This is a genomic window from Microbacterium keratanolyticum, assembly GCF_016907255.1.
In the GTDB taxonomy this organism is placed as follows: Bacteria; Actinomycetota; Actinomycetes; order Actinomycetales; family Microbacteriaceae; genus Microbacterium; species Microbacterium keratanolyticum.
This window is the reverse complement of sequence record NZ_JAFBBQ010000001.1, coordinates 1,722,881-1,749,114: the sequence shown is the minus strand read 5'-3', so window position 1 is coordinate 1,749,114 and position 26,234 is coordinate 1,722,881. Positions and strand designations below refer to the sequence as shown.

The following is a 26,234-nucleotide window of genomic DNA, read 5'->3' as shown; positions in this document are numbered from 1 at the left end:
CTAGCGACGGCAGCAGGTGTCCGAGCCCCCGTCTAGGCTCGTCAGCGTGACCACTCGCTCCTCCTCGCTCAACCGCGAGATCGTCCGACTCGCGGTCCCGGCACTCGGAGCGCTCATCGCCGAGCCTGCGTTCCTGATGATCGACGCGGCTCTCGTGGGCCATCTGGGCACGGTTCCGCTGGCGGGTCTGGGCATCGCGGGCGCCGTGCTGCAGACCTTCGTGGGCCTGATGGTCTTCCTCGCGTACTCGACGACACCGGCCGTCGCGCGCAAGTTCGGTGCAGGGAAGCCCGGGGATGCCGTCTCGGTCGGTATCGACGGAATGTGGCTCGCCCTCGGTCTCGGCGCCGTTCTCGCCGCGGCGGGTGCACTGCTGTCGCCGTGGCTCGTGAGCCTGTTCGGGGCAAGCGATGCGGTCGCCGAGCAGGCGAACACCTACCTCGTCATCTCGGTGTGGGGCTTGCCCGCCATGCTCATCGTCTTTGCGGCGACGGGCCTGCTGCGCGGCATGCAAGACACCATGACGGCGCTGTGGATCGCGGGACTCGGCTTCGCCGCGAACGCCGCGCTGAACGTTCTCTTCATCTACGGACTCGGCTGGGGCATCGCCGGATCCGCGGTCGGCACCGTGCTCGCGCAGTGGGGCATGGTCGCGGCCTACGTCGTGGTGGTGGGCCGCCTGGCCCGCACACACTCCGCCTCGGTGCGCGCGCAGCGCGAGGGCATCCGCGGATCGGCACGCTCGGGTGGCTGGATGTTCCTGCGCACGCTCAGTCTGCGCATCGCCCTGCTCGCCACGGTCGCCGTCGCGACCGGCATCGGCACGGACGAGCTGGCCGGGTGGCAGATCGTCTTCACCATCTTCTCGGCGGCGGCGTTCGCGCTCGACGCGCTGGCGATCGCCGCGCAGGCGCTCATCGGCAAGAGCCTGGGCGCCGGCGATGTCGACGACGCGAAGCATGTGCTCGCGCGGACCGTCGCCTGGGGCACCTGGTTCGGCGTGCTGGTCGGCGGACTGCTTGCAGCGCTGTCGGGGGTGATCGGTCTCGTCTTCACGGGCGATCCCGCCGTGGCCGCCCTCATCCAACCCGCGATGCTGGTGCTCGCGATCGCGCAGCCCATCGCCGGCATCGTGTTCGTCCTGGACGGTGTCTTGATCGGCGCGGGCGATGCCCGCTATCTCGCGATCGCCGGTGGCCTCAACCTCGTGCCGTTCCTGCCCGCGCTCTGGATCGTCGCCGCGACCGGCGTCGATGGCACGGTCGGCCTGATCTGGCTCGCCGTGGCGTTCTTCGGCGTCTACCTGATCGCCCGACTGATCACCCTGGGCGCGCGCATCCGCACGGGGCGCTGGATCACCGCCGGGGCCTGAGAGTCAGCTCGCGTAGCGTCGGCACCATTCGTACATGACGACGGCCGCCGCGGCGCTCGCGTTGATGGAACGGGTCGACCCGTACTGGGTGATCTCGATATGCCCGGATGCGGCGGCCATGGCCTCGTCCGTGAGCCCCGGCCCTTCCTGTCCGAAGAGCAGCACGCACCGCTGGGGCAGTTCGGCCCTGTCCACCGGCACCGCATCACCGACGTTGTCGACGGCGATGATCGGGATCTCTTCCGCGGCGGCCCATACGGTGAACGCCTCGACGCTCTCGTGGTGCACGACGTGCTGGTAGCGGTCGGTGACCATCGCGCCGCGCTTGTTCCAACGACGGCGGCCGATGATGTGCACGGTGTCCGCGAGGAAGGCGTTGGCGCTGCGCACGATGGAGCCGATGTTCATGTCGTGCTGCCAGTTCTCGATCGCGACATGGAACGGATGCCGCTGCGTGTCGAGGTCCGCGACGATCGCCTCCATCCGCCAGTAGCGGTAGCGGTCGATGACGTTGCGGGTGTCGCCGTTCGCAAGGAGCTCGGGATCGAACCACTCCTCCCGCGGCCATTCAGCCTCGCCGCCGGGCCACGGGCCGACGCCATGGGTCGTGAACTCGGGGGTCGCAGGGACATCCGCCGGGGTGGTCGGGACGGGTTCGGGCATCCGCTCTTCCATCCCAGAAGCGTATCCCGCGCCCCGAGAGTGGCCGGCCCCGAGCACACGACTGGCTTTTAGGCACGCCGAAAACAGCCTATGATTTCGGCATGCCGAAGAATTCTGCGTCGGACACCGTGGTCCCTCGCTCGCTGACCACCCCTCGCCCCGCGACGCCCCTGCCGCGCGGCCTCTGGCTGCTCGGCCCCGCCCTCGTCGCCGGCGTCGCCTACCTCGACCCCGGCAACGTCGCCAGCAACATGACCGCGGGCGCGAGCTACGGCTATCTGCTCGTCTGGGTCGTCGTGGTCGGCAACGTCATGGCCTGGCTCATCCAGTACCTGTCCGCGAAGCTCGGCATCGTCACCGGCCAGAGCCTTCCCGAGGTCCTCGGCGAGCGCATCCGCAATCCGTGGGCTCGCCGCGCCTACTGGCTGCAGGCCGAGCTCGTCGCGATGGCGACCGACATCGCCGAGGTGATCGGCGGAGCCGTCGCCCTGTACCTGCTGTTCGACATTCCCCTGCTGCTTGGCGGGGCGATCACGGGCGCCGTCTCGATCGGGCTGCTCCTGGTGCAGGCGCGCCGCGGCGCGCGGCCGTTCGAGTTCGCGATCATCGGCCTGCTCATCATCATCGCCGTCGGATTCACCGCGGGCGTCTTCATCGGGCCACCCGATCCCGCGAGCGTGGTCGGCGGACTGGTACCGCGCTTCGCCGACACCGGCTCGGTGCTGCTCGCCGCCTCCATCCTCGGCGCGACGATCATGCCGCACGCGATCTACGCGCACTCCGCCCTCACCCGCGATCGCTTCGGCGGCAGCATCCACACCACCGACGCCGGACGCGTGCGCACCCTGCTCACCGCGACCCGCTGGGATGTGTCGGTCGCGATGCTCATCGCCGGCTCCGTGAACCTGGCGATCCTGCTGCTCGCCGCCGCGAACCTCGCCGGCGTCGAGGGCACCGACTCGCTGGAAGGTGCGCATGCCGCTCTCGCCGCGGGGCTCGGCCCGGTCGTGGCCACGCTCTTCGCCGTCGGCCTGCTCGCGTCGGGCCTGGCATCCACCGCGGTCGGCGCCTACGCGGGTGGGGAGATCCTGCACGGGCTCCTGAAGGTTCGCATCCCGATGCTCGCCCGACGCCTGGTCACCCTCATTCCGGCTCTGCTGATCCTGGGCCTCGGCGTCGATCCCACCTTCGCTCTCGTGCTCAGCCAGGTCGTGCTGTCGTTCGGCATCCCCTTCGCCCTGCTCCCGCTCGTGGCCCTGACAGCGCAGCGGCGCACCCTCGGGGCGTTCACCAACCGCATTCTGACGACGGTCGCCGGCGTGATCGCCTCGGTGCTGCTGATCGCGCTGAACGCGACACTGCTGTGGCTGGTGGCGACCGGCGGCTGAGGCGCCGCGCGGGTAGGCTCGATGCATGCCTTCCGCCCGCGACAAGAAGCCCGCCCGCGATGACTCCGCCGCTCGGCGGGCGATGAGCCTGAGCACCTGGTTCGCCGTCGGCACGGGCGTCCTCGGCGTCGTGCTCATCACCTGGCCGGATCTGCTCACCGTCGGCGCCCCCTGGGTGCAACTCGCACTCGGCGTGATCACGCTCGTGCTCGCGTTCCGTGCGCGCTCGATCGGAAGCCGCAGCGTCAACGACTACGACGGACGCCTGTCACTGCTCGCCGCGATCCTCGGATTCATCACCCTGTTCTTCGCGGGCGCGGCGGCGTTCAACGTCCTTCTGTCCCTCGGAAGCTGACATGCGCTCCCCCGCCGCCGACGACTACCTGAAGACGGTCTACGCGCACACGGAATGGCAGGATGCTCCGATCACCCCGTCGGTGCTCGCCGCGAGCCTCGGGATCGCCCCGTCGTCCGTGACGGAGATGGTGAAGAAGCTCGCCGCCGCGGGCCTGGTCTCGCATGTCCCCTACGGGGCTGTGCGCCTGACCGACGAGGGCGAGCAGCGTGCGCTCACCATCATCCGCCGCCACCGCCTCATCGAGACCTGGCTCGTGCGCGAGTTCGGCTACGCCTGGGATGAGGTGCACGACGAGGCCGAGGTGCTCGAGCACGCGATCAGCGATCGGCTGCTCGAGGGCATCGACGTGCGGCTGGGACGGCCGCGATTCGACCCGCACGGCGACGCGATTCCGGATGCCAGCGGTGCGGTGATCCGCGAGGATTTCGTCCTCCTCGCCGACGCCACCCCCGGTCACAATGGCCGCGTGCTGCGTGTCAGCGACCGCGATCCCGCTCTGCTGCGCTCGCTGGAGGCTCTGGGGCTGACGGTCGGTTCCACGATCGCGATCACCGCTTCGGGGATCGAACTCGACGGCGTCGCCGTGGAACTGCCCGAGGGCACGGCCGAAGTGGTGTGGCTCAGCGTTTGAGACGAGAGGACTCGTCCTCCGCGCCGCGCGCTGACACGTGATCTCCAGCGTCGCCCCCGCCCAATAGGCTGAGCACATGGCACACCGCGATGACATCGAATGCTGGCTGACCGACATGGACGGCGTTCTCGTCCATGAGAACATCGCCATCCCCGGAGCATCCGAGCTTCTTGCGGGCTGGGAAGCGCGCGGTATCCCGTATCTCGTACTCACCAACAACTCGATCTTCACCGCGCGCGACCTGTCGGCACGCCTGCGCGCGAGCGGTCTGGTCGTCCCGGAAGACCGTATCTGGACCTCCGCTCTCGCGACCGCCGACTTCCTCAAGCAGCAGGTGCCGAACGGCTCGGCCTTCGTCATCGGCGAGGCGGGCATCCTCACGGCTCTGCACGACGCGGGCTTCATCATGACCGAGACGAACCCCGACTTCGTCGTCGTGGGCGAGACCCGCAACTACTCCTTCGACGCGATCACCAAGGCGATCCGCCTCATCAACAAGGGTGCGCGTTTCATCGTCACGAACCCGGACGCCACGGGACCGAGCGCCGATGGCCCGCTGCCTGCGACCGGTGCGATCGCCGCGCTCATCACGAAGGCCACCGGCAAAGAGCCGTACGTCGTCGGCAAGCCGAACCCGATGATGTTCCGCTCGGCCCTCAACAAGATCAACGCGCACTCGAAGAAGACAGGCATGATCGGCGACCGCATGGACACCGACATCGTCGCCGGCATCGAGTCGGGACTGCACACGGTGCTCGTCCTCACCGGCATCAGCGACCAGGCCGAGATCGAGAAGTACCCGTTCCGCCCCGATGAGATCGTGAACTCGGTGGCCGACCTGCTTTCCCGCGAGAGCACGTCCGTCGAGGACTGACCATGGGTGTTCTCGACGAGGGCGAGCGCATCAGCGCGGCGGATGCTGCGCGCTGGCGCGCCTGGCTCGAAGAGAATCACACGCGTACGGCCGGGGTGTGGCTGCTGAACGTCCGCGGCGCGGCCGTCGACGGCGTCAGCTATGAAGACGCGGTCCGCCAGGCACTGTGCTTCGGGTGGATCGATGGGCCCGTGCGCACGTTCGACGATGGTTCGAACGGCCAGTGGTTCTCACCGCGCCGATCGGGCAGCGGCTGGGCGGCGACGAACAAGGCTCGCCTCGTCGACCTCGAAGCGGCGGGCCTGCTCGCCCCCGCGGGCATCCGCGTGCTGGAGAAGGCACGACAGGACGGCTCGTGGACGATGCTCGATGGCCCCGAAGCCGGCATCGAACCGCCTGAGCTGACCGCCGCACTCGACGCCGTGCCCGCCGCTCGTGCGCACTGGGATGCGTTTCCGAAGTCGGTCAAGAAGCTCGGACTGACGAACATCGCCATGGCGAAAAGAGACGAGACCCGCGCCGCGCGGATCGCCAAGATCGTCGCGGACGCCGCAGAGGGGAAGCGCCCATGAACAGTCGCGATCTCATGTTCCTCGTGATGATCGGCATCATCTCGACAACCCTCGTCGTCGTGATCGTGCAGTGGGTGCGTTCCCGCCGCGGACGCCACAACGGCGGGAACTGGTGGGAAGGCCCCTGGGACGACCAGCGCTAGGCAGCCCCGATTTCCACGGCGCTCAGCCCACCCCCGCGTCGCACTTTGTTCGTAGACTTGCCGCACCGAACGAGGAGGAACCGCAATGACTGAGAAGATCGTCGTCGGCGTCACCGAAGCCGCAGCCAGCCGTCGCGCTGTCGACTGGGCAGCCGCGCGAGCCATCGCCCGCAGGCAGCACCTGGAGTTGGTGAGCATCGTCGGAGGGGCCATCGGCGCCGTCGGCGAAGCAGACATCCTCACCGCGACTCTCGCCGAAGCCCAGGCGCATCTGGACGCCGAAGCGGCCCGCATCGCCGCCGACGGGCTCGTCGTCATGACCCGCGTCGAAGCCGGCAACCCGGTGCAGGTTCTCATCGAGGCGTCCCGGACCGCGGCGCTTCTCGTCATCGGCAGCGACTATCGCGGCCCCGGTCAGGGTCCCGCACGCGGCGCGCACGGCATCCGCATCGCCGCCGCCGCGCACAGTCCGGTGATCGTCGTGCCTGACTTCGATGTGGATGTGTCCGCCCGCCGCGGCGTCGTCGTCGGCGTGGACGGCTCCCCTGTCTCCGAGCACGCGATCGCCTTCGCCGCCGCCGAGGCCGACCGGCTGGGCGAGCCGCTGACGGCCGTCACGGTGTGGACGCCCATCTCCGCGCCCCGCAACTCACTCGCCGTGGTTCCGGAGATGTATCGCTCGGGCATGCAGGGCGCAGCCCAGGAGGCGCTGTCGGTGTCACTCGGCGGACTCCGCAGCCGCTACCCGGACCTCGAGATCACCGAGCGCGTCGCCGAGGGCTACCCCTCGCAGGTGCTCAACGAGCTCGGAGAAAGCGCACGTCTGACGGTCGTCGGCACGCGTGGCCACGGCCGCCTGCGTACGTTCCTGCTCGGCTCGATCAGCCACGAGGTGCTGCAGCGCCTCGCCTCGGTCACCGCCGTCGTGCGCTGATCCTCACTGCGGTCCGAACGAGCTCGACGCCTTCTCGAAGGCGTCGAGCTTCGTCGTGAACCACGCGTCGTCACGCCAGTCGGCATCGCGCGCGTGCTTGACGTCGTCCCAGATGCTGAACAGCAGCCGTCGCTGTTCCCATCCGGGGGCCAGGGGTGCGCGGGCGAGGTAGCGCGGCAGGAGGTCGAGAGCGGCCCCCGCATCCGCGAGGTGGAAGACGTCGAGTTCCCGATGTGTGAAACGGGCACGGCCCGGGTCGATCACACCGACGAGCCGGTCGTCCGCGGCGAGGAAGTTACCCGCGTGCGCATCGTCGTGGATGAACACCGGGGTGTCGTCGGAGAGCGGTGCGAGCAGGGCGGGTACATCGGCGACGAGTGCGAGGATGCGATGGCGCACGGTCTCGTCGAAGCGATCGGCGGTACGCAGCCAGTCGCTCAGCCGCGTGATGTCGGCACGGTAGGCACTCGCGAAGTCCGGATGCTGCGCACCCTCGAGGTCTTCGAAGGCCGTGCCGCGCTGGGTGTGCCAGTGCGTCACGACATCGATGATCTGCTCGGCGACAGCATCCGGGTTCTGGGCGTTGCCTGCCGGCTCACCGTCGATGTAGCTGAGGACGAGGGTCTCCTCGGTGCCATCGAGTTCCATGCCGAGCAGCGCCGGTACGGCGATGTCGACCGGAGTATGCGCGCGGAGCAGCGCGAGGGCACGCGACTCGGGCTCGGCGATGCCGCGAAGGCGGAACCGCTTGACCATGTGCCGCACACCGCTCGCGGAGCGCACCTGGTCGAGGTCGGCGTAGAAGCCTTCGAAAGAGCGCTCGACAGTCCCTGCAGTCATCTGCCTATCGAAGCATGTCGACGGTCACCCCTGGCGCAGGATGAGCGCAGCGGCGCCGATCAGAGGACCATCTCCGCCCAGTCCCGCGCGCACGACCTGCACCCGGGCTGCGTAATCAAGCACAGCGTTCTCGACGAGGGCCGCGTGCACGAGGTCGACGTAGTCCTCAGACACATGCGAGAACCCTCCGCCGATCGCCACCATGTCGACGTCGACGAGTGTGACGGCATCAGCGAGGGCCGCGCCGACCGCGCGGGCCGAGCGCTCGATGGCGGCGCGGGCGATCGGATCCCCGGCCGCCGCATCCCGAGCGAGGTCCTCGCCGGTCTCGCCCGTCCACCCTTGCGTGCGCGCCCAGGCGGCGCTCGCCGGCCCGGAGGCGGTGGGCTCCAGGCGCAGCCCCTCGCCGCCTCGCATCTGGCCGATGTGCCCGCCGTTGCCGGAGGCGCCGGGAGCGTAGCGACCGTCATGGACGAATCCGCCGCCGATCCCAGTCGAGACGACCATCGAGAACGAGACGCGCGCGTCACGAGTGGCGCCGAGCCATGACTCGGCGAGGGCGAGACATCCGCCGTCGTGCGCGAAGACCGTGTGCACGTCGCTGCCCCAGGAGGCGGATGCGGCGTTGCGCACGCTCTCCTCCAGCGGGAAACCGCGCAGCTGCACCATGTTCACCGGGTGGATCGTGCCGGTGGTCTTGTCGATCGGCCCGGCGCTTCCCACGCCTGCGCCGAGAAGGGTGCCGCCCCGGGCGGCGTCCGATGACAGGGCGTGGTCGACGACGGCGGCAATCGCGGCGCGCATGTCGTCGGGGGTGGCGGTTGGGCCGGTCGCCCGACGACTGCGCGTGCCCTCGATGACGGCACCCTGTTCACTCACGAGCGCGGCTTCGATCTTGGTGCCACCGACGTCGACAGCGAGGGCGAAACGGGTCACGGAATCCTCCAGGCACACGTCCGCGGTACGTCTCCACGGAATCTTGAAAACGTTACCATCCCCCATGCAGAGCGAAAAGTGCAGAGCGGATGCTGCTCGCTAGCGGGGTGCGATCTCGCCGGAGCCGCGTGGGATGATTCGCGTCCCGAGTTCGATGCGCCGCGGCTGGCCTGCCGCCCCTGCGATGCGCTCGAACAGCAGATCGACGGCGGCTTCGCCGATCGCGGTCGGGTCCTGCGCGACCGTCGTCGTCGGTGGTGTCATGAGGTTCGCAAGCGCGAAGTCGTCGAAACCCACCAGCGCCGGAGCCTCACCGAGCGCACGAAGCGCCTGCAGCACTGCGGTGGTCGTGCGGCTGTTCGTCGTGAAGAGCGCCGTCGGCGGAGCATCCGCTGCGAAAAGCGCACGCAACGCCGTGGCACAGGCGTCCACGTCGTCCTCGACCTCGACGATCAGCGCGGGATCCACCGGGAGCCCTGCCGCACGCAGTCCGGCGCGGTAGCCGGCCTGCCGTCGCTCCGAGGTGAACCGGCCGGACACATGCGCGATGCACGCGATGCGCTGATGCCCCGCGGCGACGAGATGTGCGACTGCCGCGGCAGCACCGTTCTCGTTGTCGACCATCACGAGATCTGCGTCAACTCCGCGCGGTGGGCGATCGACGAACACGAACGGTGCGCCGGCCCGCTGCTCCTGCGCGAGGAAGCCGTAGTCGGCGTCTTCGTGCGCGACGAGGATCAGTCCGTCGAGTTGGCGGCTCAGCACACGCTGCAGCACCCGCACACCCTCGTCGGGGTCATCCGTGCCGGACGCGACGAGCACGAGCATCTGATGCTCCTGTGCGCGTCGCTCGATCGCGCCGATGAGCGTTGCATAGAACGGATCCGAGATCCGCGTCACCACGACGCCGATCGTGTGCGTGGCACCCGTGCGGAGGGTGCGCGCGAAGTCGTTGCGGCGGAAGCCGAGAGCAGCGATCGCGTCTTCGACGGCCTGCGTCTTCTCGAGGCTCACGCCAGGAGAGCCCGCAACGACCCGGGAGACGGTGGAGAGTCCGACGCCGGCGTGCGCCGCGACATCCTTCATCGTCGGACGGCCGGAGCGACCCGAGCCCTCCCCCGATCGCTGCGCCACGATTACTGCGGGGCGAGCCCGAGGTCGTCGAGGTCGATGGCGGCGTACCAGGTGAGCCCGGCGTCTTCGATCGCAGCCTGCGCGCCGGTCTTGCGGTCGACGATCACGGCGACGGCGACGACCTCTGCACCCTCGCGGCGCAGAGCCTCGACGGCCTTGAGCGCCGACTGGCCCGTCGTCGAGGTGTCTTCGAGCACGACGACGCGCTTGCCCTTGACGTCGGCGCCCTCGACCTGACGGCCACGGCCGTGGTCCTTCGGCTCCTTGCGCACGACGAACGCGTCGAGCGGCTTGTCGAGGCCGGCCGACGCGTGCATGACGGCGTTCGCGATCGGGTCGGCGCCGAGCGTCAGACCACCCACGGCGACGACGTCGAGGTCAGCCACGAGATCGTGCATGATGCGGCCGATCGCCGGAGCCGCCCGGTGGTCGAGCGTGAGCTTGCGCATGTCGACGTAGTACGTCGCCTTCTTGCCACTGGAGAGCGTGAAGTCGCCGTGGAACACCGCCTCATCCTTGATGAGGGCGATGAGGGCCTGGCGGTCGGCTTCGAGTTCAGGGGTACGCGCGGTCACGGAATCAGTCTAGAGCGCGCCATCACGACGCCAGCGACGCCCCGGGGATCGCCGCGAGCAGTTCGCGGGTGTACGGATGCTGAGGTGCGTCGAAGATCCGCTCCGGCGTGCCGCTCTCGACGATCACGCCGCGCTGCATGACGTGCACTTCGTCGGAGATCATCCGCACCACGGCGAGGTCGTGGCTGATGAACAGGTAGCTGAGGCCGAGACGCTTCTGCAGGTCGCTGAGCAGATCGAGGATCTGCGCCTGCACGAGCACGTCGAGGGCGGACACGGCCTCATCGAGCACGACGAGCTCGGGCTCGAGAGCGAGGGCGCGCGCGATCGCGACACGCTGGCGCTGCCCACCCGAGAGCTCGTGCGGCAGACGCTCGGCCATCGCTGCGGGCAGCGCGACCTGCTCGAGCAGTTCGAGCACGCGGGCGTGGCGGGTCGCGGCGGTGCCGACCTTGTGCACCTTCAGCGGCTCCGCGATCGACTGCTCGACCGTGTAGCGCGGGTCGAGCGAGGCGTAGGGGTTCTGGAAGACCGGCTGCACCCGACGGCGCAGGGCGAAGAGCTCCTTGCGGCGCAGCTTCGTGAGATCCAGTCCGTCGAACAGGATGGATCCGCTCGTGACGTCCTCCAGGCCGAGCACCATGTTCGCCGTCGTCGACTTGCCGGAGCCGGATTCACCCACGATCGAGACCGTGGTTCCCCGGCGGATCTCGAAGCTGACGCCGTCGACGGCCGTGAAGGTCTGCGGCTGTCCCACCTTCGGCGAGCGCAGCGCGAATTCCTTGCGCAGGTCGCGGATCTCGACGAACGCCTGGCCCTCGGATGCATCCGCAGGGCGCGCCTCGATCTCTCGCTGGGAAGCGAGGCTGGGGGCGGCGGCCAGCAGCTGCTTCGTGTACTCGTGCTGCGGGTTGCCGAGCACCTGCGCGGAGGTGCCCTCTTCGACGATCTTTCCGCGGAACATCACGACGATGCGGTCCGCGCGCTCTGCGGCGAGCGCGAGGTCGTGGGTGATGAGGAACACCGCCGTGCCGAGTTCCGTGGTGAGCGTGTCGAGCTGGTCCAGGATGCGGCGCTGCACGGTGACGTCGAGCGCGGAGGTCGGCTCGTCCGCGATCAGGAGGCGCGGGCGGCACGCGAGCCCCATCGCGATGAGCACGCGCTGACGCATGCCACCGGAGAACTCGTGCGGGTACTGACTGGCGCGCTGCGCAGCATCCGGGATGCCCACCATCTCCAGCAGTTCGACGACGCGGGCCTGCGTCGCCTCCCCGGACGTGTAGCCGTGCACTTCGAGGGCTTCGCCGATCTGCGTGCCGACGCGCATGAGCGGGTTGAGGTTCGACATCGGATCCTGCGGGACGAGGCCGATGCCGGCACCGCGCAGCGAGATGAGCGCGCTCTCCGGCAGCTCGGTCATCTCCTTGCCGTCGAAGCGGATGCTGCCGGCCGTGATCACGCCGTTCTCCGGAAGCAGCCGGTTCACGGCGGCCGCGGTCGTCGACTTCCCGGAACCGGATTCGCCGACGATGGCGACGGTCTCACCGGCGGCGACGTCGATGTTGATGTCGCTGATCGCGGTGACGAGGTCGGCGCCGGTGCGGAACGCGACTGCCAGGCCGCGGATGCTCAGAACGGGCTCGGTGCTCATGATGTTGTCGTTCTTTCTTCGGTGGCGGTGCGTCCGCCGAGGAGTTCGGGAAGTGCGGCGTGCCAGAGCGTCTGGGTCGGCACGGGTTCGGTGGCGAGAAGTCTGTTGCTCAGCAGGACGGCGGTGGTGCGCAGAGCGGGGACGATGCCGAGGGCGCAGCCGGTGAATCCGGGGTGCCACAGCATCCGCTCTTCGCGCCCATCGATGACGACGTTCTCGGATCGCCACCCGATCGCCTGGCCCTCGTCGGGGCCATCGCGGAAGAATTCGGCGACGAGATCCGGATGCCAGAGGTCGGCGTTCTCCTCGGGTGCGGCGAGCGCAGCACCGAGAGTGAGGAGGTCATCGACGGTACTGAAGAGCCCCGCGTGTCCGGCGATGCCGCCGAAGGCGTGGAAGCAGTTGCCGTCGTTGGCGACGCCGGTGATCTCGCTGTCGCGCCAGGCGAAGCCCGGATCGTCGATCAGGATCGGGTACGGGATGCCGGTGCGGGTCATCTGCTGTTCTGCGCCGTCTCCGAGGGCGCTCGAAGCCACGGGTGCGTCGACCGGGCCGAAGGCCGTGCGGGCCAGTCCGAGGGGCTCTGTGACGAGCGCGCGGACGGCCTGGTCGAGCGGAGCGGCGGATGCCTGCGCGATGACACGGCCCAGCAGCTGGAACCCGAGATCCGAGTAGTGCCTGCCCTCGTCGAGGGCGTATCTCGGCGGGAGGGCGGCGATCGTGACGAAGGGGTCGGTGTCGGCGAAGTAGAGCGGCTGCCACTCCCAGAGTCCGGCCCTGTGCAGCAGGAGGTGACGCACGGTCGTTCCGGGGGCGCATGGCGCGTCCGGCAGGAACCGGGACACCGGATCATCGAGGCGCAGCAGGCCGAGGTGCACCAGCCGCAGCACGGCCGTCGTCGTCCCCACCACCTTCGTGACCGAGGCGAGGTCGAAGGAGGTCTCACGTGTGACGGCGAGGCCGTCCAGGGTCGCCGCGCCGCCGACGGCGATACCGCGTCCGGCCGAAGAGTCCACACCGACGACAGCACCGAGGGGCGCGGCGGGGTGGGCGAGGACGGCAGTGAGGGCGGATCCTGCGCTCATGCGATCCTCCCCCGTGACGATGCCCGCACATCTGCGAGCACGACAGCCTCGGCGTCGGCGACGAGTCCCGCGATGCCGAGTCCGCTACCCGCGGGCAGGATGATCTCGTCCGCGTCGAACACGGCGCCTCCGATCACCGGAGATGTGCGCAGCCACTGTGCCGCGTCCAGATCGTGCACCACGTCCGGCGACAGAGCCGCAGCGAGCTGCGCCGCCGCGCTCACGCCGACGTGCGCCTCCATCATGCAGCCGAAGACCACGCCGAGTCCGGCTTCCTGGGCCGTCCGCGCGGCAGCCTGCGCTTCACGGAGCCCGCCGGTCTTGGCCAGCTTGATGTTGACGAGGGCAGCGGCACCGCGATCGGCGATGGCGCGCACGTCGCGTGCCGTGCGCACGGACTCGTCAGCCATGATCGGCGTCGAGACGGCGCCGGCGACCTGCGCGAGCGCGTCGAGGTCATGCGCGGCCACCGGCTGCTCCACGAAAGCGAGCGCCAGTCCGGCGTCTTCGCTCTCATGGATGATGCGGATGGCGGTGTGGGCGTCCCAGGCCTGATTCGCGTCGACTCGCAGCTCGATGCTCTCCCCGACCGCGGCCCGGATCGCGCGAAGCCCCGCCACCGTGTCGGTTCCTGCCGAGGCCTTGACCTTCAGGCAGCGAAATCCGTCGGACACGTGCGCGGTCGCGCGCTCCGCGAGTTCGGCGGGGGCCGCAGCCGAGAGCGTCATGTCGGTGCGGATGCGACGCGGCGCGGCATCCGTCTCCGGAGACGGAACCAGCGGAAGCCCCTGCTGCTGGGCGTCCAGATCGAGCACAGCGCACTCCACGGCGCTGCGTGCGGCCGCGTTGCCCCACACGGATGCCTGCAGTGCGTCGATCGTCGACGGCTCGCGGGCGGACTGACCGAGTACCGCGTCACCGAGGGGACCGAGCACCGCGGCAGCCACACTCTCTGGGCTCTCTCCCGTGACACGCCAGCTCGCCGCGGCCTCGCCCCACCCGATGCGGCCGTCGGCATCTGTGGCCTCGATGAGCACGACGTCGATCTGATCAGCGCGGCGAACGTTTGTGATGAAGGGGCGCGAGAGCCGCACCGGCACACGCAGCACGCGTACACGCTCGATGACGCTCATGTCAGCTCCCGCCGCATCCGCTGCTCGAGCGCGCCGAACTCGTCCTGTGTGCGGGTCGTGCCGTCTGCGACCCAGCCCTGCTTCTCGTAGAAGCCGATCGAGGGGGCGTTGGACGCGAAGACCCAGAGCCGTGCGTAGGTCGACCCCGCGGCCGCCATCGCGTCGACCGCCGCGGTCAGAAGCTGCCGCCCGATGCCGCCGCCGTGGGCCCGCGGCGACACGTAGAGCGAGTGCACGGCACCCTCCCCGTCGTCGCCGAGCGCATAGCGGGTGATGCCGACGATCTCACCCTCGCGGACCGCGACGAGCACGACCCCCACAGGGTCGGCGAGCACACGACACCACAGCGCCTCCGCGCGCTCATCTGTCATCTCGGTGATCGAGTGCTCCGGGAGGATTCCCTGATAGCTCTCCCGCCAGCATCCGAGGAACACGCCGAGCACCCCGGACAGATCGTCCGGGGTCGCTCGGCGCACCTCGAGCGTCATGATGCCGACGCCGCCTGCAGCGAGAGGGAGGTGAGACCGGCGATGATCTCGGGCATCACGAGGGGGCCTGCGCCCGGGGTGATCGTGCCGAGGATGCGGGGCTCGCGCGCTCCGGTTCCCCCGGGAACGATCGCGGAAACACCGTGCATCGTGCACCAGCCGATGAGCGCCAGAAGGATCGCTTCCTTGTCATCCGCCGGAGCGCCGAGCTCGTCGGCGAGCACCACCTCGGTGTCGGGAAGCGCGGCACGCAGCCCGTCGAGGATCAGCGGGTTCCGGCATCCGCCCCCCGACACGGCGAGGAAGCTGATGCCCGCCGCCTGCACGTCACGAGCGACCGTGCGCACCGTCAGCTCGGTGAGCGTGCGGATGACGTCGGCGACCGGGATCTCCCGGCCCTGCGCGGCGAGATGCGACTGCACGTAGGCCAGGTGGAAATGTTCCTTGCCCGTGCTCTTCGGCGGGGTCAGTGCGTAGTACGGGTCGGCGAGCATGGCCGTCAGCAGCGCGTCGTCGACGGTTCCCGTGCGCGCAACGCGAGCGTCTTCGTCATAGCCCAGGTCGTTCAGACCGTGCTCGACGATCATGGCGTCGACGAGCGCGTTCGCAGGTCCCACGTCATAGGCGTACAGACCCTTGTCGCTCACGACCGTCATGTTGGAGATGCCGCCCAGGTTCAGTGCGGCCGACGTGCCGGCGCGTGCACGCAGCAGCAGCTCGTCGAGGAATGAGACCAGCGGTGCGCCGTGTCCGCCGACGGTGATGTCGCGGATGCGGATGTCGGAGACGACCGGCGCACCGACGCGCTCGGCGATCCACGCCGGCTGGCCGATCTGCAGGGTTCCCAGCGCGTGTGCGCCCTCCACCCAGTGGTACACGGTCTGCCCGTGCGAGCAGACGGCGTCCACTCCGCCGACCTGGGCGGCCATATCGGCTGCCACCTCCGCGAACGCCTGGCCGATCAGAGTGTCAAGCTCTGCGACCTCCGCGAGCGTCGTCTGCGCGGGCGGGAGCGCGGCGATCAGTCGCGCGCGCAGCTCCGGGGCGTAGGGGACGCTCGTGGCCGCGAGGACGGTGCCGCTGAGCTCGACGCCCTCGGATGCGAAGCCGGCGCTGGTCACGAAATCGACGACGGCCGCATCGATGCCGTCGTGAGACGTTCCCGAGATGAGTCCCAGTACCCGCATCAGCTCTCCTCCAGTGCTGCGCGCAGTCGCCCGTCGGCGTCTGCGAGTCGAATCGTTGCGGCGGTGAGATCCTCGCCGCGCCGGATCATGATGGATGCGATCTTGACGTCGTAGTCGGCGCGCTCCAGCGCGTCGACCGCGGTCTCCCGATCGACGTCGGCGATCGTCTGCACCATACGGATGGCCCGCTCACGCAGCTTGTGGTTCGTCGCCTTGAGATCGACCATGAGGTTGCCATAGGCCTTGCCCTGGCGCACCATCGCGATCGTCGAGAACATGTTGAGCACCAGCTTCTGGGCGGTGCCCGACTTCAGTCGGGTGGACCCGGAGAGCACCTCCGGTCCGACCTCGACTTCGATGCCGTGCTCGGCCGCGTCACTCAGGATCACCCCGGTGTTGCACGAGAGCCCGACCGTCAGTGCACCGCGCTCACGTGCACGGCGCACCGCCGCGACGACGTAGGGCGTGCGGCCGCTGGACGCGATGCCGATCACGGTATCCAAGGGTGTGATCTCGGCCTCGTCGATCGCCGCGGCACCAGCATCCGCGTCGTCCTCCGCACCTTCGACGGGCGTGACGATCGCACCCGGCCCACCCGCCATGATCGCGAAGACCAGGCCGGGCGGCGTGCTGAACGTCGGAGGGCACTCGGAGGCGTCGAGGATGCCGATCCGCCCAGGCGTGCCCGCACCGACGTAGACGAGACGCCCGCCCTGCGACATCCGCTCGGCGGTCGCCTCGATCGCGGGGACGATCTGCGGCAGCGCGCGCTGCACGGCGGCGGGGACAGTCGCATCCGCCTCGTTCATCGTCTGTGCGAGCTCCGCGACGCTCATCTGGTCGATCCGCGCGTAGCGGGGGTCGACGGACTCCGTCGCCAGCGCGCCGAGGTTCTCGACGGTCATCGCTTCCCCCTGTTGCGCGGGTCGAGGCTGTCGCGCAGCCCGTCGCCCAGCAGGTTGAGTCCGACGACGAGGAGCACCACGACGACGCCGGGAGCGATCATGGTCCAGGGCGCGATCGTCACGAGCGTGCGCGCCTCGAAGATCATCGAGCCGAGCGACGGCGCCGGCGGCGGGGTGCCGAGGCCGAGGAAGCTCAGGGATGCCTCGGTCAGCACGGCCCACGACAGCGACAGTGTGACCTGCACGATGATGATCGACGTGATGTTCGGCAGCACGTGGCGGAACATCGTCGCCATCCGGCTCTGCCCCGTGCTCTTGGCGGCCTTGACGTACTCGACCTCACGCAGCGAGAGCACCGGACCGCGCGTGACGCGGATGAAGATCGGCACGTACACGATCGCGATGGCCACGGCGATCGTGAACCAGTTGCGGTCGAACACCGACGCCAGCGACAGGGCGAGCAGCAGCGGGGGGAACGCGAACAGCACATTCGTCACCGCGGTGATCGCACCGTCCGAGAAACCGCGGTAGAAGCCGGCGATGAGACCGCAGACCGTTCCGACGACCGTCGCGAAGGCGACCGCGACGACCGAGATCAGCGCCGAGTTGGCGACACCCGCGGCCACGCGGGAGAACACGTCGCGGCCGAACTGATCCGTGCCGAACCAGTGTGTCGCGTTCGGGGCCTGCAGCCGCGAGGGCGGATCCTGCGCCAGCGGGTCGAACGGCAGGAGGCCGAACGCCGAGACGAGGCTGAGCAGCGCCAGCACGACGACGATGATGAGACCGGCCAGACCGCTGCGGCTGCGCAGAAGCAGGCGAACCCGCTCCATCGTGCGTCCGCCGCCCGGAGCCAGTGTGGGAGTCTGCGAGATGTCGGTCATGCGGCACGCACCCGGGGATCGATGACCCGGTAGAGCAGGTCGGTGAGCAGGTTGACGATGACGAAGGCGAGCGCGATCACGAGCACCGTGCTCTGCACGAGCGCGTACTCCTTCTGCTGGATGCCGAGCAGCACCTGGCGTCCGATGCCGGGGAGCGAGAAGATCTGCTCCACCACCACGGCGCCACCCAGCAGGTAGCCGAACTGCAGACCCGTCATCGTGACGATGGGGACAAGCGCGTTGCCGAGCACGTGACGCAGCTGCAGGCGACGCGGCGGGACGCCCTTCGCGCGGGCGGTGCGGATGAAGTCGTTGGCCCGGATCTCGAGGACCGCCGTGCGTGTGGTGCGCATGATGGGAGCGGCGATGCCGAATCCGAGCACGAAGGACGGCAGCAGCATCTGCTGCAGGTTCAGCAGCGGGTTCTCGAAGAGGTAGGCGTAGCCCTGACCGTTCGGGTTGAAGCCGAAGGACGAGGCGAGCACCGCGAGCAGTGCGGTGCCGAGAAGGAAGGCGGGGATCGACAGGCCCGCAAGTCCGACGACCTGCCCTGCGCCATCACGGAAGGAGTCCGGCTTCGAGGCCGAGAGCATGCCGAGCGGGATGCCGATGACGAGCGCGATCACGATCGAGAAGATCGCGAGTTCCAATGTCACGGGGAGCGCGTCGGCCGTGAGCTCCAGCACGCTCATCTGCGCCCGCGACGAGTAGCCGAGGTTGCCGGTGAAGATGTTGCCCAGCCACGAGAAGAACTGCACGAAGAGCGGCTGGTCCAGACCGTAGTAGGCCTCCAGCGCCGCGCGCTGTGCCGGAGTCAGGGCGGCCGCCTCGGTGCCGAGGCCCGCACTGATCTGGTCTCCGGGGATGGCCCGGAGCATCAGGAAGACGAAGACGGCGACGCCGAGAAGCGTGCCGAGTGCTGCGAGGATGCGGCGCAGCACACTGTTGCGGAGGATCTGTCTGAACATGCGCGTGGGTGGTTGCCTGTCGTTGGGAGGGGCGGCGCGGGCCGATGCCCGCGCCGCCCCTGGGGTACTACTTGATGGAGGTCGTCCGCAGGAACTGCAGCGAGCCGTTCGCCATCGGGACGTACCCGTCGACGGTGGATGCCGTTGCCGTGTAGGTGTAGCTGGTGAACAGCCAGATCCAGGCGGCGTTGTCCTCGAGGTTCTCCGAGATCTCGGCGTAGATCTTCTTGCGCTCGGCCGGGTCAGACGACTCGCGGCCCTGTGCGAAGAGGGCGTCCAGCTCGGGCGAGGAGTATCCGGCGACCTTGTTCAGGTTGCCCGTGCTCGTGAAGTAACGGCCGTACATGCCGTCGGGGTCGGGACGTCCGCCGTTGAGCGCGACAGCAGCTTCGAAGTCGGCAGCGATCCAGCGGTCCACGAACGCACCCGACTCGAGAACCTCGAGCTCGAGGTTGATCTTCGCGTCAGCCAGCTGTGCCTTGAGGTTCTGCGCCTCGTTGACCGAGGTCGCGTACTCACCCTGCGAGACGATCGCGTTGATCGTGACGCCGTCGGCCATGCCGGCCTTCTTCAGGTACTCGGCGGCCTTGTCGAGATCCTTCGTCGCGCACGGACGCGCGTCGGGGTCGGACTTGTACGCCGGCGACGTGATCGGGCCGGTGACTTCACCCTCGCCGAGAGCAGCCGTGTCGAGCACTTCCTGGCGGTCGATCGCGCACTGCATCGCGAGGCGCACGTTCACGTCGGCCAGCGCACCGCCGCGTGCGGCGTTGAGCTGCAGGGCGTGGTAGCTCAGCTGCGGAGTGGTCGCGACGGTGACGTTCGCGCCCTCTGCGGTCTGCGCGACCAGCGGGTCGTTGAAGACGGCGAACTGCACGTTGCCGGACTGCATGGCCGAGACGATGGACGACTCATCCGGGATCACGCGGAACTCGACCGTGTCCAGGAGCGCGGTGTCGCCCCAGTATTCGTCGTTCTTGGCGAGCGTGATCGACTGGCTGGGCTTGCGTGCGTCGAGGACGAAAGGACCAGTGCCGTTCGGCGTCGTGTTCAGCGCCTCCTCGGTGTCATCCGACGACAGCATCGCCATGTTGATGACGGCGAGGTTGGCGGGCAGCGCCGCATCCGGGGCTTTGAGGGTCAGGGTCACGGTGTGCTCGTCGGTCGCCTCGACCGCAGCGACGGATGCGAGAGAGCTGCGCGCGACGGCTGCGGTGGCCTCTGCGGCGATCGCGTCGAGCGAGAACTTCACATCCTCCGCGCCGAAGGTGCTGCCGTCGGCGAAGGTGACGCCCTTGCGCAGGGTGAAGGTGACGGTCAGGCCGTCCTCGGAGACATCCCAGGACTCTGCGAGGCCGGGGACGACGTTGAGGTCGGCATCGAACTCGGTCAGGGTGCCGTACAGGTTCTGCAGGACGTTGACGGCCTGGAACTGCGTGGCCTTCCACGGGAACAGGGTGTCCGGGTCGCTGGTGACGCCGATGACGAGGTCGCCGCCGGCAGCTGCGGTCTCGGTGGCATCGGGAGTCGACGTCGGCGTCGTGCATCCCGTGAGGACGAGCGCCAAAGCGATGCCCGTCGCGGTCATGGCGCCGTATGACGCCCGCCGTGCTGTGCTCATTGCTGTTTTCCTCCAGGCTTGTGGATGCATCGCATCGGCGCCGGGTCGGCTACTGCCATGTCGCCAGCGAACATCATTGGTCTTGGTAAGTACCAAAAGTACACGAATTCTCTGTTGCGTGTACCAAATGTTCCCCTAGTGTGATCTTTAGCGATCGGAGACGCCATGCCCCCAGAAGTCGTTCGCGAGGAAGCCAACGCCATCCCCGTGCTCGTGCGCATGCGCGCCATCCGCCCCGAGCTGCGCCCCAGCGAACAGCGCATCGCGGATCTCTTCCTGGGGTCGCCCGCCGAGACCGCCGGGTTCGCCGTCGCCGAGCTCGCTCATCGCGCCGACACATCCACGACCTCTGTCGTGCGCTTCTGCAAGCGCCTCGGCTACGACCACGTCCGCGAACTGCGCAACGCCGTGCTCCGCGACGTCGAACGCGAGACCTTCGACACCGCCTCCCTCCCGGATGTCTCGGGAGACATCGATCGCAACGACACCCTCACCGACATCGTGGCCAAGGTGTCCCTCGCAGAGACCCTCTCCCTCGCCGACACCGCCAAGGTCCTCGACACGGAGTCGCTGCGCGCATCCGTCGACGCCGTCTCCACCTCCACGCGCGTGGACATCTTCGGTGTCGGAGCGAGCTCGATCGTGGGTCTCGACCTGCAGCGGAAGCTCACCCGCATCGGCCGCACGGCCCTGGACTGGTCAGACCCGCACGCCGCGTGGACCTCCGCTGCGACCCTCCGCCCCGGGAACGTCGCGATCGCCGTCTCGCACAGCGGTGCGACGAGCGACACGATCGAGTTCCTGCGCATCGCACGCCACTCGGGCGCGACGACGATCGCGATCACCAATCACGCAGGAGCGCCCCTCGCCCGCGAGGCCGACATCGTGCTCACGACCGCCGCCCGTGAGACCGGCTTCCGCTCGGGCGCCCTCGGCAGCCGTATCGCGCAGCTCATGGTCGTCGACTGCATGTTCATCGGCGTCGCCCAGTCCAGCTACGACCGCTCGATGGAAGCGCTGCGGAACACCTACGTCGCGGTGCATCGCGCGGTCGACGGTCGCCCCTGATGCTCGACACACGGCTGCGAACGGGACTGTTCGCTGCGTTCGCGAGCCTGGGAGTCACCGCCGCGTTCATCCCCGCGATGCTTCCTGCCGCAGAGCGTGCGATAGGCGGTGGCCTAAGTGCCGCCGTGCCCGCACTCTTCGGCGGCCTGCTGATCGGCGTGCTGCTCTCCGGGCCGCTGCTCGTACGGTTCCCCCCGCGCGTGACGCTGATCCTGGGCAGCGTGCTGCAGGCGCTGGCGATCGCGTCCGCACCCTGGGCGGGCACCGCGGTGGTCTTCCTCGTCGCAGCGGCGATCGCGGGGCTCGGATTCGGACTCGTCGAGGCCGCCGGCGCGGTGAGCGCCAAGAGCGTCAGCACCGGCAGCGCGACCGGCATCCTCAGCGCGCTGCTCGGCACGGTCGCCGTCTGCGCGGCGGTCACCCCCTTGCTCGTCGCGCTGGGAGCATCGATGCTGCCGGTGTTGAGCCTGCTCGCGCTCGTGCCCCTCGCGACCGTCGCCCTGCTCGCCCGGCGCTCCGAACCGGCGCACTCAGCGGCTGCCACGACGGACGACACCCCGGCACGTCGCGACCTTCGTGCACTGATCGTCCTGATCCCCTTCGCCGTGGCCCTTCCCCTCTACGTCGGCGTCGAGACCGTCCTCTCGGGCTGGTCGGCCACGATCCCCGAACGTGCGCTCGCGTTGGATCCGGCCCTTGCCGCTCTCGGCACCTCTGTCTTCTGGGGACTCATGGCGGTCGGCCGGTTCACCGCCGCCGGCCTGCGTCGCCTCGACGTCAGCCCGGTCGTGATCCTCGCCAGCAGCACCGCGGGTGCCGCCGTGCTGCTGGCGACGGCGGGACTGCTCATCGAGACCGCGCCGGTGTTCGCGCTGCTCGCGCTCGCGGTCGTCATCGTGCTCTTCGCACCGAGCTACGGTCTCATCGTCGGCGTCGCCCTCGATCGTCTGGATCCCGCGAACAGCGCCGCCGCGACCGGCGCGCTCGTCGCGTGCGGCGCCGTCGGTGGCACCTTCGTGCCATCACTCGTGCTCCTGGTCGGCGACAGTCCGGCCTCCAGCGCGACGTTCCTGCTGTCTGCCGCGCTCTGCGCCGCCGTCCCCGTCCTCGTCCTGGTCGGGGCACGAACCCGGCGCGCGACATCGGATCGCTCGTCTCCTCCGCACGTCGTGGCCTAACGTAGGCCGCAGGAGGAATCACATGTTCTCGTTCGACCCCTATGCCGAGCTCGCCGCACTGCGTCCGACGGCCCCACTGCCGCTCACGAGCCCCGATTTCACGGATGGCGGGCCGCTGCCGCTGTCGGCATGGGCCGAAGGCCGCGGCGGCGCGGATCGCTCCCCCGCACTGACCTGGGGCGAGCCGCCCGTCGGCACGCGCAGCTTCGCCATTTCGTGCTTCGACCCGGATGCTCCGACCGGATCCGGCTACTGGCATTGGGCCGTCTACAACCTCCCCGCGGATATCCGCAGTCTGGCCGCCGGCGTCGGCTCCGGCGAGCAAGGCGCGCTGCCGCTCGGCGCGCTCACACTTCCCAACGAGGCGCGCACCGAGCGCTACATCGGCGCCGCCCCGCCCGCGGGAACGGGCGTGCACCGCTACTTCTTCGTGGTGGACGCGCTCGACATCGACCATCTGGAGATCCCGGCGGGATCGACACCGGCGATCCTCGGCTTCAACCGGCACTTCCACACACTCGCCCGCGGCGTACTGATCGGCACCGCGGACCCGACGGAGCACTGAGCCGGCCAGCCGCCACGCGGCCGATCCGGGAACGGATGGCGGGAGCTTGCAGCATCCGTCTCCCCAGGCACGGCCGTTTCTCCCGCCGCCCGGGATTTCTCCCGCCATCCGTCCTCTGGCACCCCGATGGTCTGGCCGGCCGGCCAGCATCCCGGCGGTCCGGCGATGTCCGGCCCCCGCCGTAGGCTGGGGGTATGCGCTTGGCCACCTGGAACGTCAACTCCATCCGCACCCGTGTACGTCGCACGGTCGAGTTCGCGGTTCGCGAGAACATCGATGTGCTCGCGATGCAAGAGATCAAGTGCAAGCCCGAGCAGTTTCCGTACGCGCCCTTCGAAGAGGCGGGCTACCACGTCGAGGTGCACGGGCTGAACCAGTGGAACGGCGTCGCGATCGCCAGCCGCGAGCCCATGACCGACATCGAGACGGCGTTCGCAGGAATGCCGGGCTTCGCAAAAGGCCATGAGGGTCCGGATGCGCCGCTCGAGGCCCGCGCGCTGGGTGCCACGATCAACGGCGTGCGCGTCTGGAGTCTGTACGTGCCGAACGGCCGCTCGCTCGACGACCCGCACTACCAGTACAAGCTGCACTGGCTGGAGGCGCTGCGCACGGCCACGCAGGCGCAGCTCGCGGCCGACCCCGACCTCCCGCTGGCGCTCGTCGGCGACTTCAACATCATCCCGTTCGATGACGACAACGGCGATCCGGCCATCGTGAAGGGTCGCTCGACGCACGTCTCCGAGCCCGAGCGGGCCGCGTTCTTCGCGTTCGAGGGCGCGGGCCTCACCGATGTCGTGCGTCCGCTGCTTCCCACCGGCTACACGTACTGGGACTATCAGCAGCTCAAGTTCCCCCGCAACGAGGGCATCCGCATCGACTTCGTGCTCGGCTCCCGTGCGCTTGCCGACGCCGTGACGGGCGCATCGATCCACCGCGATGAGCGCAAGGGCGAGCAGCCCAGCGACCACGTGCCCGTCGTCGTCGATCTCGATCTGCGAGGCGACGAAGACGACGATGACATGCCGATGATCTTCGCGTGAGCACGCCGCATCTTCCGGAGGCGACGGCACCGCGCATCCGCCTGATCGCCACCGACCTCGACGGCACGCTGCTGACCTCCGACGCGCAGGTCTCGACGCGCACTCGCGCCGCGCTCGACGCAGCCCGCGCCGCCGGAATCCATGTCGTGCCCGTGACCGCGCGTCAGCCGATCGGGTTGCGGGCGGTCGCCGCCGGCGCAGGGTTCGACGCGTGGGCGCTGTGCAGCAACGGCTCCTTCGGCATCCACCTCACGACCAACGAGATGCTCTTCGCCGACGAACTCGATTCGGAGACGCTGCGTACGGTCGCCGAGGCGCTGAGCGCGAGCATCCCCGGCCTGCTGTTCGCCAGCGTGCGCGACGGCGGCGAAGGCTTCGTCGCCCAGCACGGCTATGCCGCGATCGCCGACCTCAACGACCACAAACGCGATCCGCAGACGATGGGCGGCGTGCCGCTCGATCAGGTGCTGGATGCGCCGACCCTCAAGCTCGTCGTGCGACATCCTGAACTCGCACCGCCGCTGATCTACGACGCCCTGCAGGCCCTCGGCCTCACCGGCTTCGCGGCGACGCTCTCCGGCGCCCCGTTCGTCGAAGTCATGGCCGAGGGTGTCAGCAAGGCCACGGGCCTCGCGCAGCTCTGCGCCCACCTCGGCATCGCGCAGCACGAGGTGCTCGCCTTCGGCGACGCCCTGAACGACGTCGAGATGCTGCGCTGGGCAGGGCACGGCGTCGCGGTCGCGAACGCCGAGGCAGCCGCGAAAGATGCGGCCGACGAGATCACCGCATCGAACGACGACGACGGGGTCGCTCAGGTCATCGAGCGGATGCTGCGCCTTACCTGACCACTACTCCCCCATCGTCCCGGTCTGCGGGGTCCCCGGTTCGGGGGCGTATCGCAGCAGCACCGCGCCGCGATCCGAGACCACCGGCGCCGTGGTGAGGCGCAGATTCGCGGGAGCGGCCCCCGTGGGGAACACCTTCTTGCCCGTGCCGAGCACGATCGGGTACACCCACATGCGCAGTTCGTCGTAGAGCCGTTCGGCTAGCAGAGTCTGCACGAAGTCGACGCTGCCGATGACGTTCACCTGGCGGTGACGGGTGCGCAGCTCTGCGATCTCCGCCGCGAGGTTGTCCCCGATGCGGCTCGACCCCTCCCACTCCAGTGGGTACCCCGAGTCGCGGGTGGCGACGTACTTCGGGATCCGGTTGAAGAGCTGCCCGATCGCCCCTTCCGGCCCGGTCGTGTGGTGGGGCCAGTATCCGGCGAAGATGTCGTACGTGCGTCGGCCGAGCAGCAGCCCGTCCATGTCGCGCATGGCCTCGTCGACGCCGGCGCCGACCGCCTCGTCGATCAGCGGAGCCTGCCATCCACCGAAGGGAAAGCCGTCGGACGGGTCTTCCTCCGGACCTCCCGGCGCCTGCGCGACGCCGTCGAGGGTCGTGAACAGATCGATGACGACGCGTCCTGCCGCACTCATGATCGAGGTTCTCGCCGCAGCGTCAGGCTGCGCCGAGCCCTTCCTGGTCGTTCAGGTACGCCTCGGGCCCCTGCTCGGCGGCCTCTTCGCTCATGTAGACGAACTCGAGCACGTTGCCGTCAGGGTCTTCCAGATCGCGTGAGTACATGAAGCCGTAGTCGGTGGCCGGGCGCGGTTCGGTGCCGCCGGCGGCGAGCCCTGCGGCCACGATCGCGTCGACGTCATCGCGAGAATCGCGGGAGAGGGCGACAAGCACCTGCACGTCGTCCTTGGGTTCGACGAGCCGCTTGTCGGTGAACGTCGTGAAGAAGTCGCGCGTCAGCATCATGAAGTAGACATCGTCGCTCCACACGACGCTCGCGGCGTTCTCATCGGTGAAGAGCGGGTTGATCTCGCATCCGAGAGCGACGTAGAACGCCTTGGAGCGTTCGAGATCGGCGGTGGGCAGATTGACGAAGACCTTGGTCATGATGGCTCCTTCGGCGCGGCATCGCACGCGAGGTTTCGGCGCGACACGGCGATGCTCGCAAACCGCATCCGCATCGTCAAGCCCCACTTCG

Annotated in this window: 29 protein-coding genes; 13 read left to right on the top strand and 16 right to left on the bottom strand. The window is 69.1% G+C overall.

The features are described from left to right. The first annotated feature begins 46 nt into the window (after window positions 1-46). Window positions 47-1,372, top strand: coding sequence for an MATE family efflux transporter (locus JOD62_RS08345; RefSeq protein ID WP_204938828.1), 1,326 nt, complete (start codon window positions 47-49; stop codon window positions 1,370-1,372). Between the two features lie 3 nt (window positions 1,373-1,375). Here the strand turns inward: JOD62_RS08345 and JOD62_RS08340 are convergent, their stop codons facing one another. Beyond that, on the bottom strand, window positions 1,376-2,047 hold the full coding sequence (locus JOD62_RS08340) for a TrmH family RNA methyltransferase (protein ID WP_239526601.1): 672 nt from the start codon (window positions 2,045-2,047) through the stop codon (window positions 1,376-1,378). An 89-nt stretch (window positions 2,048-2,136) separates the two neighbouring features. Here JOD62_RS08340 and JOD62_RS08335 point away from each other — a divergent pair, with 89 nt between their 5' ends. The 7 genes from JOD62_RS08335 (at window position 2,137) to JOD62_RS08305 (ending at window position 6,935) form a co-directional block, all read left to right on the top strand. Then, window positions 2,137-3,423 (top strand): Nramp family divalent metal transporter, encoded by a 1,287-nt coding sequence (locus tag JOD62_RS08335; protein WP_204938827.1) that lies wholly within the window; start codon window positions 2,137-2,139, stop codon window positions 3,421-3,423. Between the two features lie 25 nt (window positions 3,424-3,448). Next, window positions 3,449-3,778: a hypothetical protein gene (locus tag JOD62_RS08330; protein WP_204938826.1), complete on the top strand. Its 330-nt coding sequence runs from the start codon at window positions 3,449-3,451 to the stop codon at window positions 3,776-3,778. A 1-nt stretch (window position 3,779) separates the two neighbouring features. Continuing rightward, the gene (locus JOD62_RS08325; RefSeq protein ID WP_204938825.1) at window positions 3,780-4,412 is read left to right on the top strand and encodes a metal-dependent transcriptional regulator; all 633 of its coding nucleotides are present in this window, start codon (window positions 3,780-3,782) and stop codon (window positions 4,410-4,412) included. 76 nt (window positions 4,413-4,488) lie between these two features. Next, window positions 4,489-5,286, top strand: a complete 798-nt coding sequence (locus JOD62_RS08320) for an HAD-IIA family hydrolase (RefSeq protein ID WP_204938824.1) — start codon at window positions 4,489-4,491, stop codon at window positions 5,284-5,286. A 2-nt stretch (window positions 5,287-5,288) separates the two neighbouring features. Beyond that, window positions 5,289-5,858, top strand: a complete 570-nt coding sequence (locus JOD62_RS08315) for a YdeI/OmpD-associated family protein (RefSeq protein WP_204938823.1) — start codon at window positions 5,289-5,291, stop codon at window positions 5,856-5,858. Next, window positions 5,855-6,001, top strand: a complete 147-nt coding sequence (locus JOD62_RS08310) for a hypothetical protein (RefSeq protein ID WP_204938822.1) — start codon at window positions 5,855-5,857, stop codon at window positions 5,999-6,001. Before JOD62_RS08315 ends, JOD62_RS08310 begins: the two co-directional genes overlap by 4 nt. A gap of 85 nt (window positions 6,002-6,086) precedes the next feature. Next, window positions 6,087-6,935 carry a universal stress protein gene (locus JOD62_RS08305; protein WP_204938821.1) on the top strand — a complete coding sequence of 283 codons (849 nt, stop codon included), beginning with the start codon at window positions 6,087-6,089 and terminating at the stop codon, window positions 6,933-6,935. A 3-nt stretch (window positions 6,936-6,938) separates the two neighbouring features. Here JOD62_RS08305 and JOD62_RS08300 read toward each other — a convergent pair whose 3' ends face one another. From JOD62_RS08300 to JOD62_RS08240, 13 genes are all read right to left on the bottom strand, one after another. After that, the gene (locus JOD62_RS08300) at window positions 6,939-7,775 is read right to left on the bottom strand and encodes a phosphotransferase (RefSeq protein ID WP_204938820.1); all 837 of its coding nucleotides are present in this window, start codon (window positions 7,773-7,775) and stop codon (window positions 6,939-6,941) included. Between the two features lie 24 nt (window positions 7,776-7,799). Continuing rightward, window positions 7,800-8,711, bottom strand: coding sequence for an ROK family protein (locus tag JOD62_RS08295; RefSeq protein ID WP_204938819.1), 912 nt, complete (start codon window positions 8,709-8,711; stop codon window positions 7,800-7,802). Window positions 8,712-8,810: 99 nt separating this feature from the next. After that, the gene (locus JOD62_RS08290) at window positions 8,811-9,845 is read right to left on the bottom strand and encodes a LacI family DNA-binding transcriptional regulator (protein ID WP_204938818.1); all 1,035 of its coding nucleotides are present in this window, start codon (window positions 9,843-9,845) and stop codon (window positions 8,811-8,813) included. Between the two features lie 2 nt (window positions 9,846-9,847). After that, window positions 9,848-10,420, bottom strand: coding sequence for an orotate phosphoribosyltransferase (pyrE, locus tag JOD62_RS08285; protein WP_204938817.1), 573 nt, complete (start codon window positions 10,418-10,420; stop codon window positions 9,848-9,850). A 22-nt stretch (window positions 10,421-10,442) separates the two neighbouring features. Further along, on the bottom strand, window positions 10,443-12,071 hold the full coding sequence (locus JOD62_RS08280; protein WP_204938816.1) for an ABC transporter ATP-binding protein: 1,629 nt from the start codon (window positions 12,069-12,071) through the stop codon (window positions 10,443-10,445). After that, window positions 12,068-13,156 (bottom strand): serine hydrolase domain-containing protein, encoded by a 1,089-nt coding sequence (locus JOD62_RS08275; protein WP_204938815.1) that lies wholly within the window; start codon window positions 13,154-13,156, stop codon window positions 12,068-12,070. The genes JOD62_RS08280 and JOD62_RS08275 overlap by 4 nt, the downstream gene beginning before the upstream one ends. Further along, entirely contained in the window at window positions 13,153-14,289 is a 1,137-nt protein-coding gene (locus JOD62_RS08270; protein ID WP_204938814.1) for a dipeptide epimerase, read from the bottom strand. The genes JOD62_RS08275 and JOD62_RS08270 overlap by 4 nt, the downstream gene beginning before the upstream one ends. Next, a complete protein-coding gene (locus tag JOD62_RS08265) occupies window positions 14,286-14,777 on the bottom strand; it encodes a GNAT family N-acetyltransferase (protein WP_204938813.1) in 492 nt (163 codons plus the stop codon). The genes JOD62_RS08270 and JOD62_RS08265 overlap by 4 nt, the downstream gene beginning before the upstream one ends. Beyond that, a complete protein-coding gene (locus tag JOD62_RS08260) occupies window positions 14,774-15,964 on the bottom strand; it encodes an anhydro-N-acetylmuramic acid kinase (protein WP_204938812.1) in 1,191 nt (396 codons plus the stop codon). Before JOD62_RS08260 ends, JOD62_RS08265 begins: the two co-directional genes overlap by 4 nt. Next, entirely contained in the window at window positions 15,964-16,869 is a 906-nt protein-coding gene (murQ, locus tag JOD62_RS08255) for an N-acetylmuramic acid 6-phosphate etherase (RefSeq protein WP_204938811.1), read from the bottom strand. The genes JOD62_RS08260 and murQ overlap by 1 nt, the downstream gene beginning before the upstream one ends. Beyond that, a complete protein-coding gene (locus JOD62_RS08250; protein WP_204938810.1) occupies window positions 16,866-17,753 on the bottom strand; it encodes an ABC transporter permease in 888 nt (295 codons plus the stop codon). Before JOD62_RS08250 ends, murQ begins: the two co-directional genes overlap by 4 nt. After that, the gene (locus JOD62_RS08245) at window positions 17,750-18,721 is read right to left on the bottom strand and encodes an ABC transporter permease (RefSeq protein ID WP_204938809.1); all 972 of its coding nucleotides are present in this window, start codon (window positions 18,719-18,721) and stop codon (window positions 17,750-17,752) included. Before JOD62_RS08245 ends, JOD62_RS08250 begins: the two co-directional genes overlap by 4 nt. 67 nt (window positions 18,722-18,788) lie before the next feature. Further along, window positions 18,789-20,342 (bottom strand): ABC transporter substrate-binding protein, encoded by a 1,554-nt coding sequence (locus tag JOD62_RS08240; protein ID WP_204938808.1) that lies wholly within the window; start codon window positions 20,340-20,342, stop codon window positions 18,789-18,791. A gap of 165 nt (window positions 20,343-20,507) precedes the next feature. On the opposite strand from JOD62_RS08240, the gene JOD62_RS08235 reads away from it, so the two are divergent. The 5 genes from JOD62_RS08235 to JOD62_RS08215 all read left to right on the top strand — a co-directional run bounded on the left by JOD62_RS08235 (window position 20,508) and on the right by JOD62_RS08215 (window position 25,038). Beyond that, window positions 20,508-21,410 carry a MurR/RpiR family transcriptional regulator gene (locus JOD62_RS08235; RefSeq protein WP_204938807.1) on the top strand — a complete coding sequence of 301 codons (903 nt, stop codon included), beginning with the start codon at window positions 20,508-20,510 and terminating at the stop codon, window positions 21,408-21,410. After that, complete coding sequence (locus tag JOD62_RS08230; RefSeq protein WP_204938806.1) at window positions 21,410-22,588, top strand: MFS transporter; 1,179 nt, start codon at window positions 21,410-21,412, stop codon at window positions 22,586-22,588. The genes JOD62_RS08235 and JOD62_RS08230 overlap by 1 nt, the downstream gene beginning before the upstream one ends. A gap of 22 nt (window positions 22,589-22,610) precedes the next feature. Next, window positions 22,611-23,153, top strand: coding sequence for a YbhB/YbcL family Raf kinase inhibitor-like protein (locus tag JOD62_RS08225; protein ID WP_204938805.1), 543 nt, complete (start codon window positions 22,611-22,613; stop codon window positions 23,151-23,153). 194 nt (window positions 23,154-23,347) lie between these two features. Further along, window positions 23,348-24,193 (top strand): exodeoxyribonuclease III, encoded by an 846-nt coding sequence (locus JOD62_RS08220; RefSeq protein WP_204938804.1) that lies wholly within the window; start codon window positions 23,348-23,350, stop codon window positions 24,191-24,193. Next, entirely contained in the window at window positions 24,190-25,038 is an 849-nt protein-coding gene (locus JOD62_RS08215; protein ID WP_271171484.1) for an HAD family hydrolase, read from the top strand. The genes JOD62_RS08220 and JOD62_RS08215 overlap by 4 nt, the downstream gene beginning before the upstream one ends. Window positions 25,039-25,041: 3 nt before the next feature. Here JOD62_RS08215 and JOD62_RS08210 read toward each other — a convergent pair whose 3' ends face one another. Together JOD62_RS08210 and JOD62_RS08205 are read right to left on the bottom strand one after the other, a co-directional pair. Beyond that, window positions 25,042-25,674: a dihydrofolate reductase family protein gene (locus JOD62_RS08210; protein ID WP_204938803.1), complete on the bottom strand. Its 633-nt coding sequence runs from the start codon at window positions 25,672-25,674 to the stop codon at window positions 25,042-25,044. A 22-nt stretch (window positions 25,675-25,696) separates the two neighbouring features. Next, entirely contained in the window at window positions 25,697-26,143 is a 447-nt protein-coding gene (locus JOD62_RS08205) for a VOC family protein (protein ID WP_204938802.1), read from the bottom strand. Between the last annotated feature and the right edge of the window lie 91 nt (window positions 26,144-26,234).

Excerpts from the sequence above, each read along its gene's own strand:
- JOD62_RS08340 (WP_239526601.1), bottom strand. The coding sequence starts at position 2,047 with ATGGAAGAGCGGATGCCCGAACCCGTCCCGACCACCCCGGCGGATGTC.
- JOD62_RS08335 (WP_204938827.1), top strand. The coding sequence starts at position 2,137 with ATGCCGAAGAATTCTGCGTCGGACACCGTGGTCCCTCGCTCGCTGACC.
- JOD62_RS08330 (WP_204938826.1), top strand. The coding sequence starts at position 3,449 with ATGCCTTCCGCCCGCGACAAGAAGCCCGCCCGCGATGACTCCGCCGCT.
- JOD62_RS08325 (WP_204938825.1), top strand. The coding sequence starts at position 3,780 with ATGCGCTCCCCCGCCGCCGACGACTACCTGAAGACGGTCTACGCGCAC.
- JOD62_RS08320 (WP_204938824.1), top strand. The coding sequence starts at position 4,489 with ATGGCACACCGCGATGACATCGAATGCTGGCTGACCGACATGGACGGC.
- JOD62_RS08315 (WP_204938823.1), top strand. The coding sequence starts at position 5,289 with ATGGGTGTTCTCGACGAGGGCGAGCGCATCAGCGCGGCGGATGCTGCG.
- JOD62_RS08310 (WP_204938822.1), top strand. The coding sequence starts at position 5,855 with ATGAACAGTCGCGATCTCATGTTCCTCGTGATGATCGGCATCATCTCG.
- JOD62_RS08305 (WP_204938821.1), top strand. The coding sequence starts at position 6,087 with ATGACTGAGAAGATCGTCGTCGGCGTCACCGAAGCCGCAGCCAGCCGT.
- JOD62_RS08300 (WP_204938820.1), bottom strand. The coding sequence starts at position 7,775 with ATGACTGCAGGGACTGTCGAGCGCTCTTTCGAAGGCTTCTACGCCGAC.
- JOD62_RS08280 (WP_204938816.1), bottom strand. The coding sequence starts at position 12,071 with ATGAGCACCGAGCCCGTTCTGAGCATCCGCGGCCTGGCAGTCGCGTTC.
- JOD62_RS08275 (WP_204938815.1), bottom strand. The coding sequence starts at position 13,156 with ATGAGCGCAGGATCCGCCCTCACTGCCGTCCTCGCCCACCCCGCCGCG.
- JOD62_RS08270 (WP_204938814.1), bottom strand. The coding sequence starts at position 14,289 with ATGAGCGTCATCGAGCGTGTACGCGTGCTGCGTGTGCCGGTGCGGCTC.
- JOD62_RS08265 (WP_204938813.1), bottom strand. The coding sequence starts at position 14,777 with ATGACGCTCGAGGTGCGCCGAGCGACCCCGGACGATCTGTCCGGGGTG.
- JOD62_RS08260 (WP_204938812.1), bottom strand. The coding sequence starts at position 15,964 with ATGCGGGTACTGGGACTCATCTCGGGAACGTCTCACGACGGCATCGAT.
- murQ (WP_204938811.1), bottom strand. The coding sequence starts at position 16,869 with ATGACCGTCGAGAACCTCGGCGCGCTGGCGACGGAGTCCGTCGACCCC.
- JOD62_RS08250 (WP_204938810.1), bottom strand. The coding sequence starts at position 17,753 with ATGACCGACATCTCGCAGACTCCCACACTGGCTCCGGGCGGCGGACGC.
- JOD62_RS08245 (WP_204938809.1), bottom strand. The coding sequence starts at position 18,721 with ATGTTCAGACAGATCCTCCGCAACAGTGTGCTGCGCCGCATCCTCGCA.
- JOD62_RS08240 (WP_204938808.1), bottom strand. The coding sequence starts at position 20,342 with ATGAGCACAGCACGGCGGGCGTCATACGGCGCCATGACCGCGACGGGC.
- JOD62_RS08235 (WP_204938807.1), top strand. The coding sequence starts at position 20,508 with ATGCCCCCAGAAGTCGTTCGCGAGGAAGCCAACGCCATCCCCGTGCTC.
- JOD62_RS08230 (WP_204938806.1), top strand. The coding sequence starts at position 21,410 with ATGCTCGACACACGGCTGCGAACGGGACTGTTCGCTGCGTTCGCGAGC.
- JOD62_RS08225 (WP_204938805.1), top strand. The coding sequence starts at position 22,611 with ATGTTCTCGTTCGACCCCTATGCCGAGCTCGCCGCACTGCGTCCGACG.
- JOD62_RS08220 (WP_204938804.1), top strand. The coding sequence starts at position 23,348 with ATGCGCTTGGCCACCTGGAACGTCAACTCCATCCGCACCCGTGTACGT.
- JOD62_RS08210 (WP_204938803.1), bottom strand. The coding sequence starts at position 25,674 with ATGAGTGCGGCAGGACGCGTCGTCATCGATCTGTTCACGACCCTCGAC.
- JOD62_RS08205 (WP_204938802.1), bottom strand. The coding sequence starts at position 26,143 with ATGACCAAGGTCTTCGTCAATCTGCCCACCGCCGATCTCGAACGCTCC.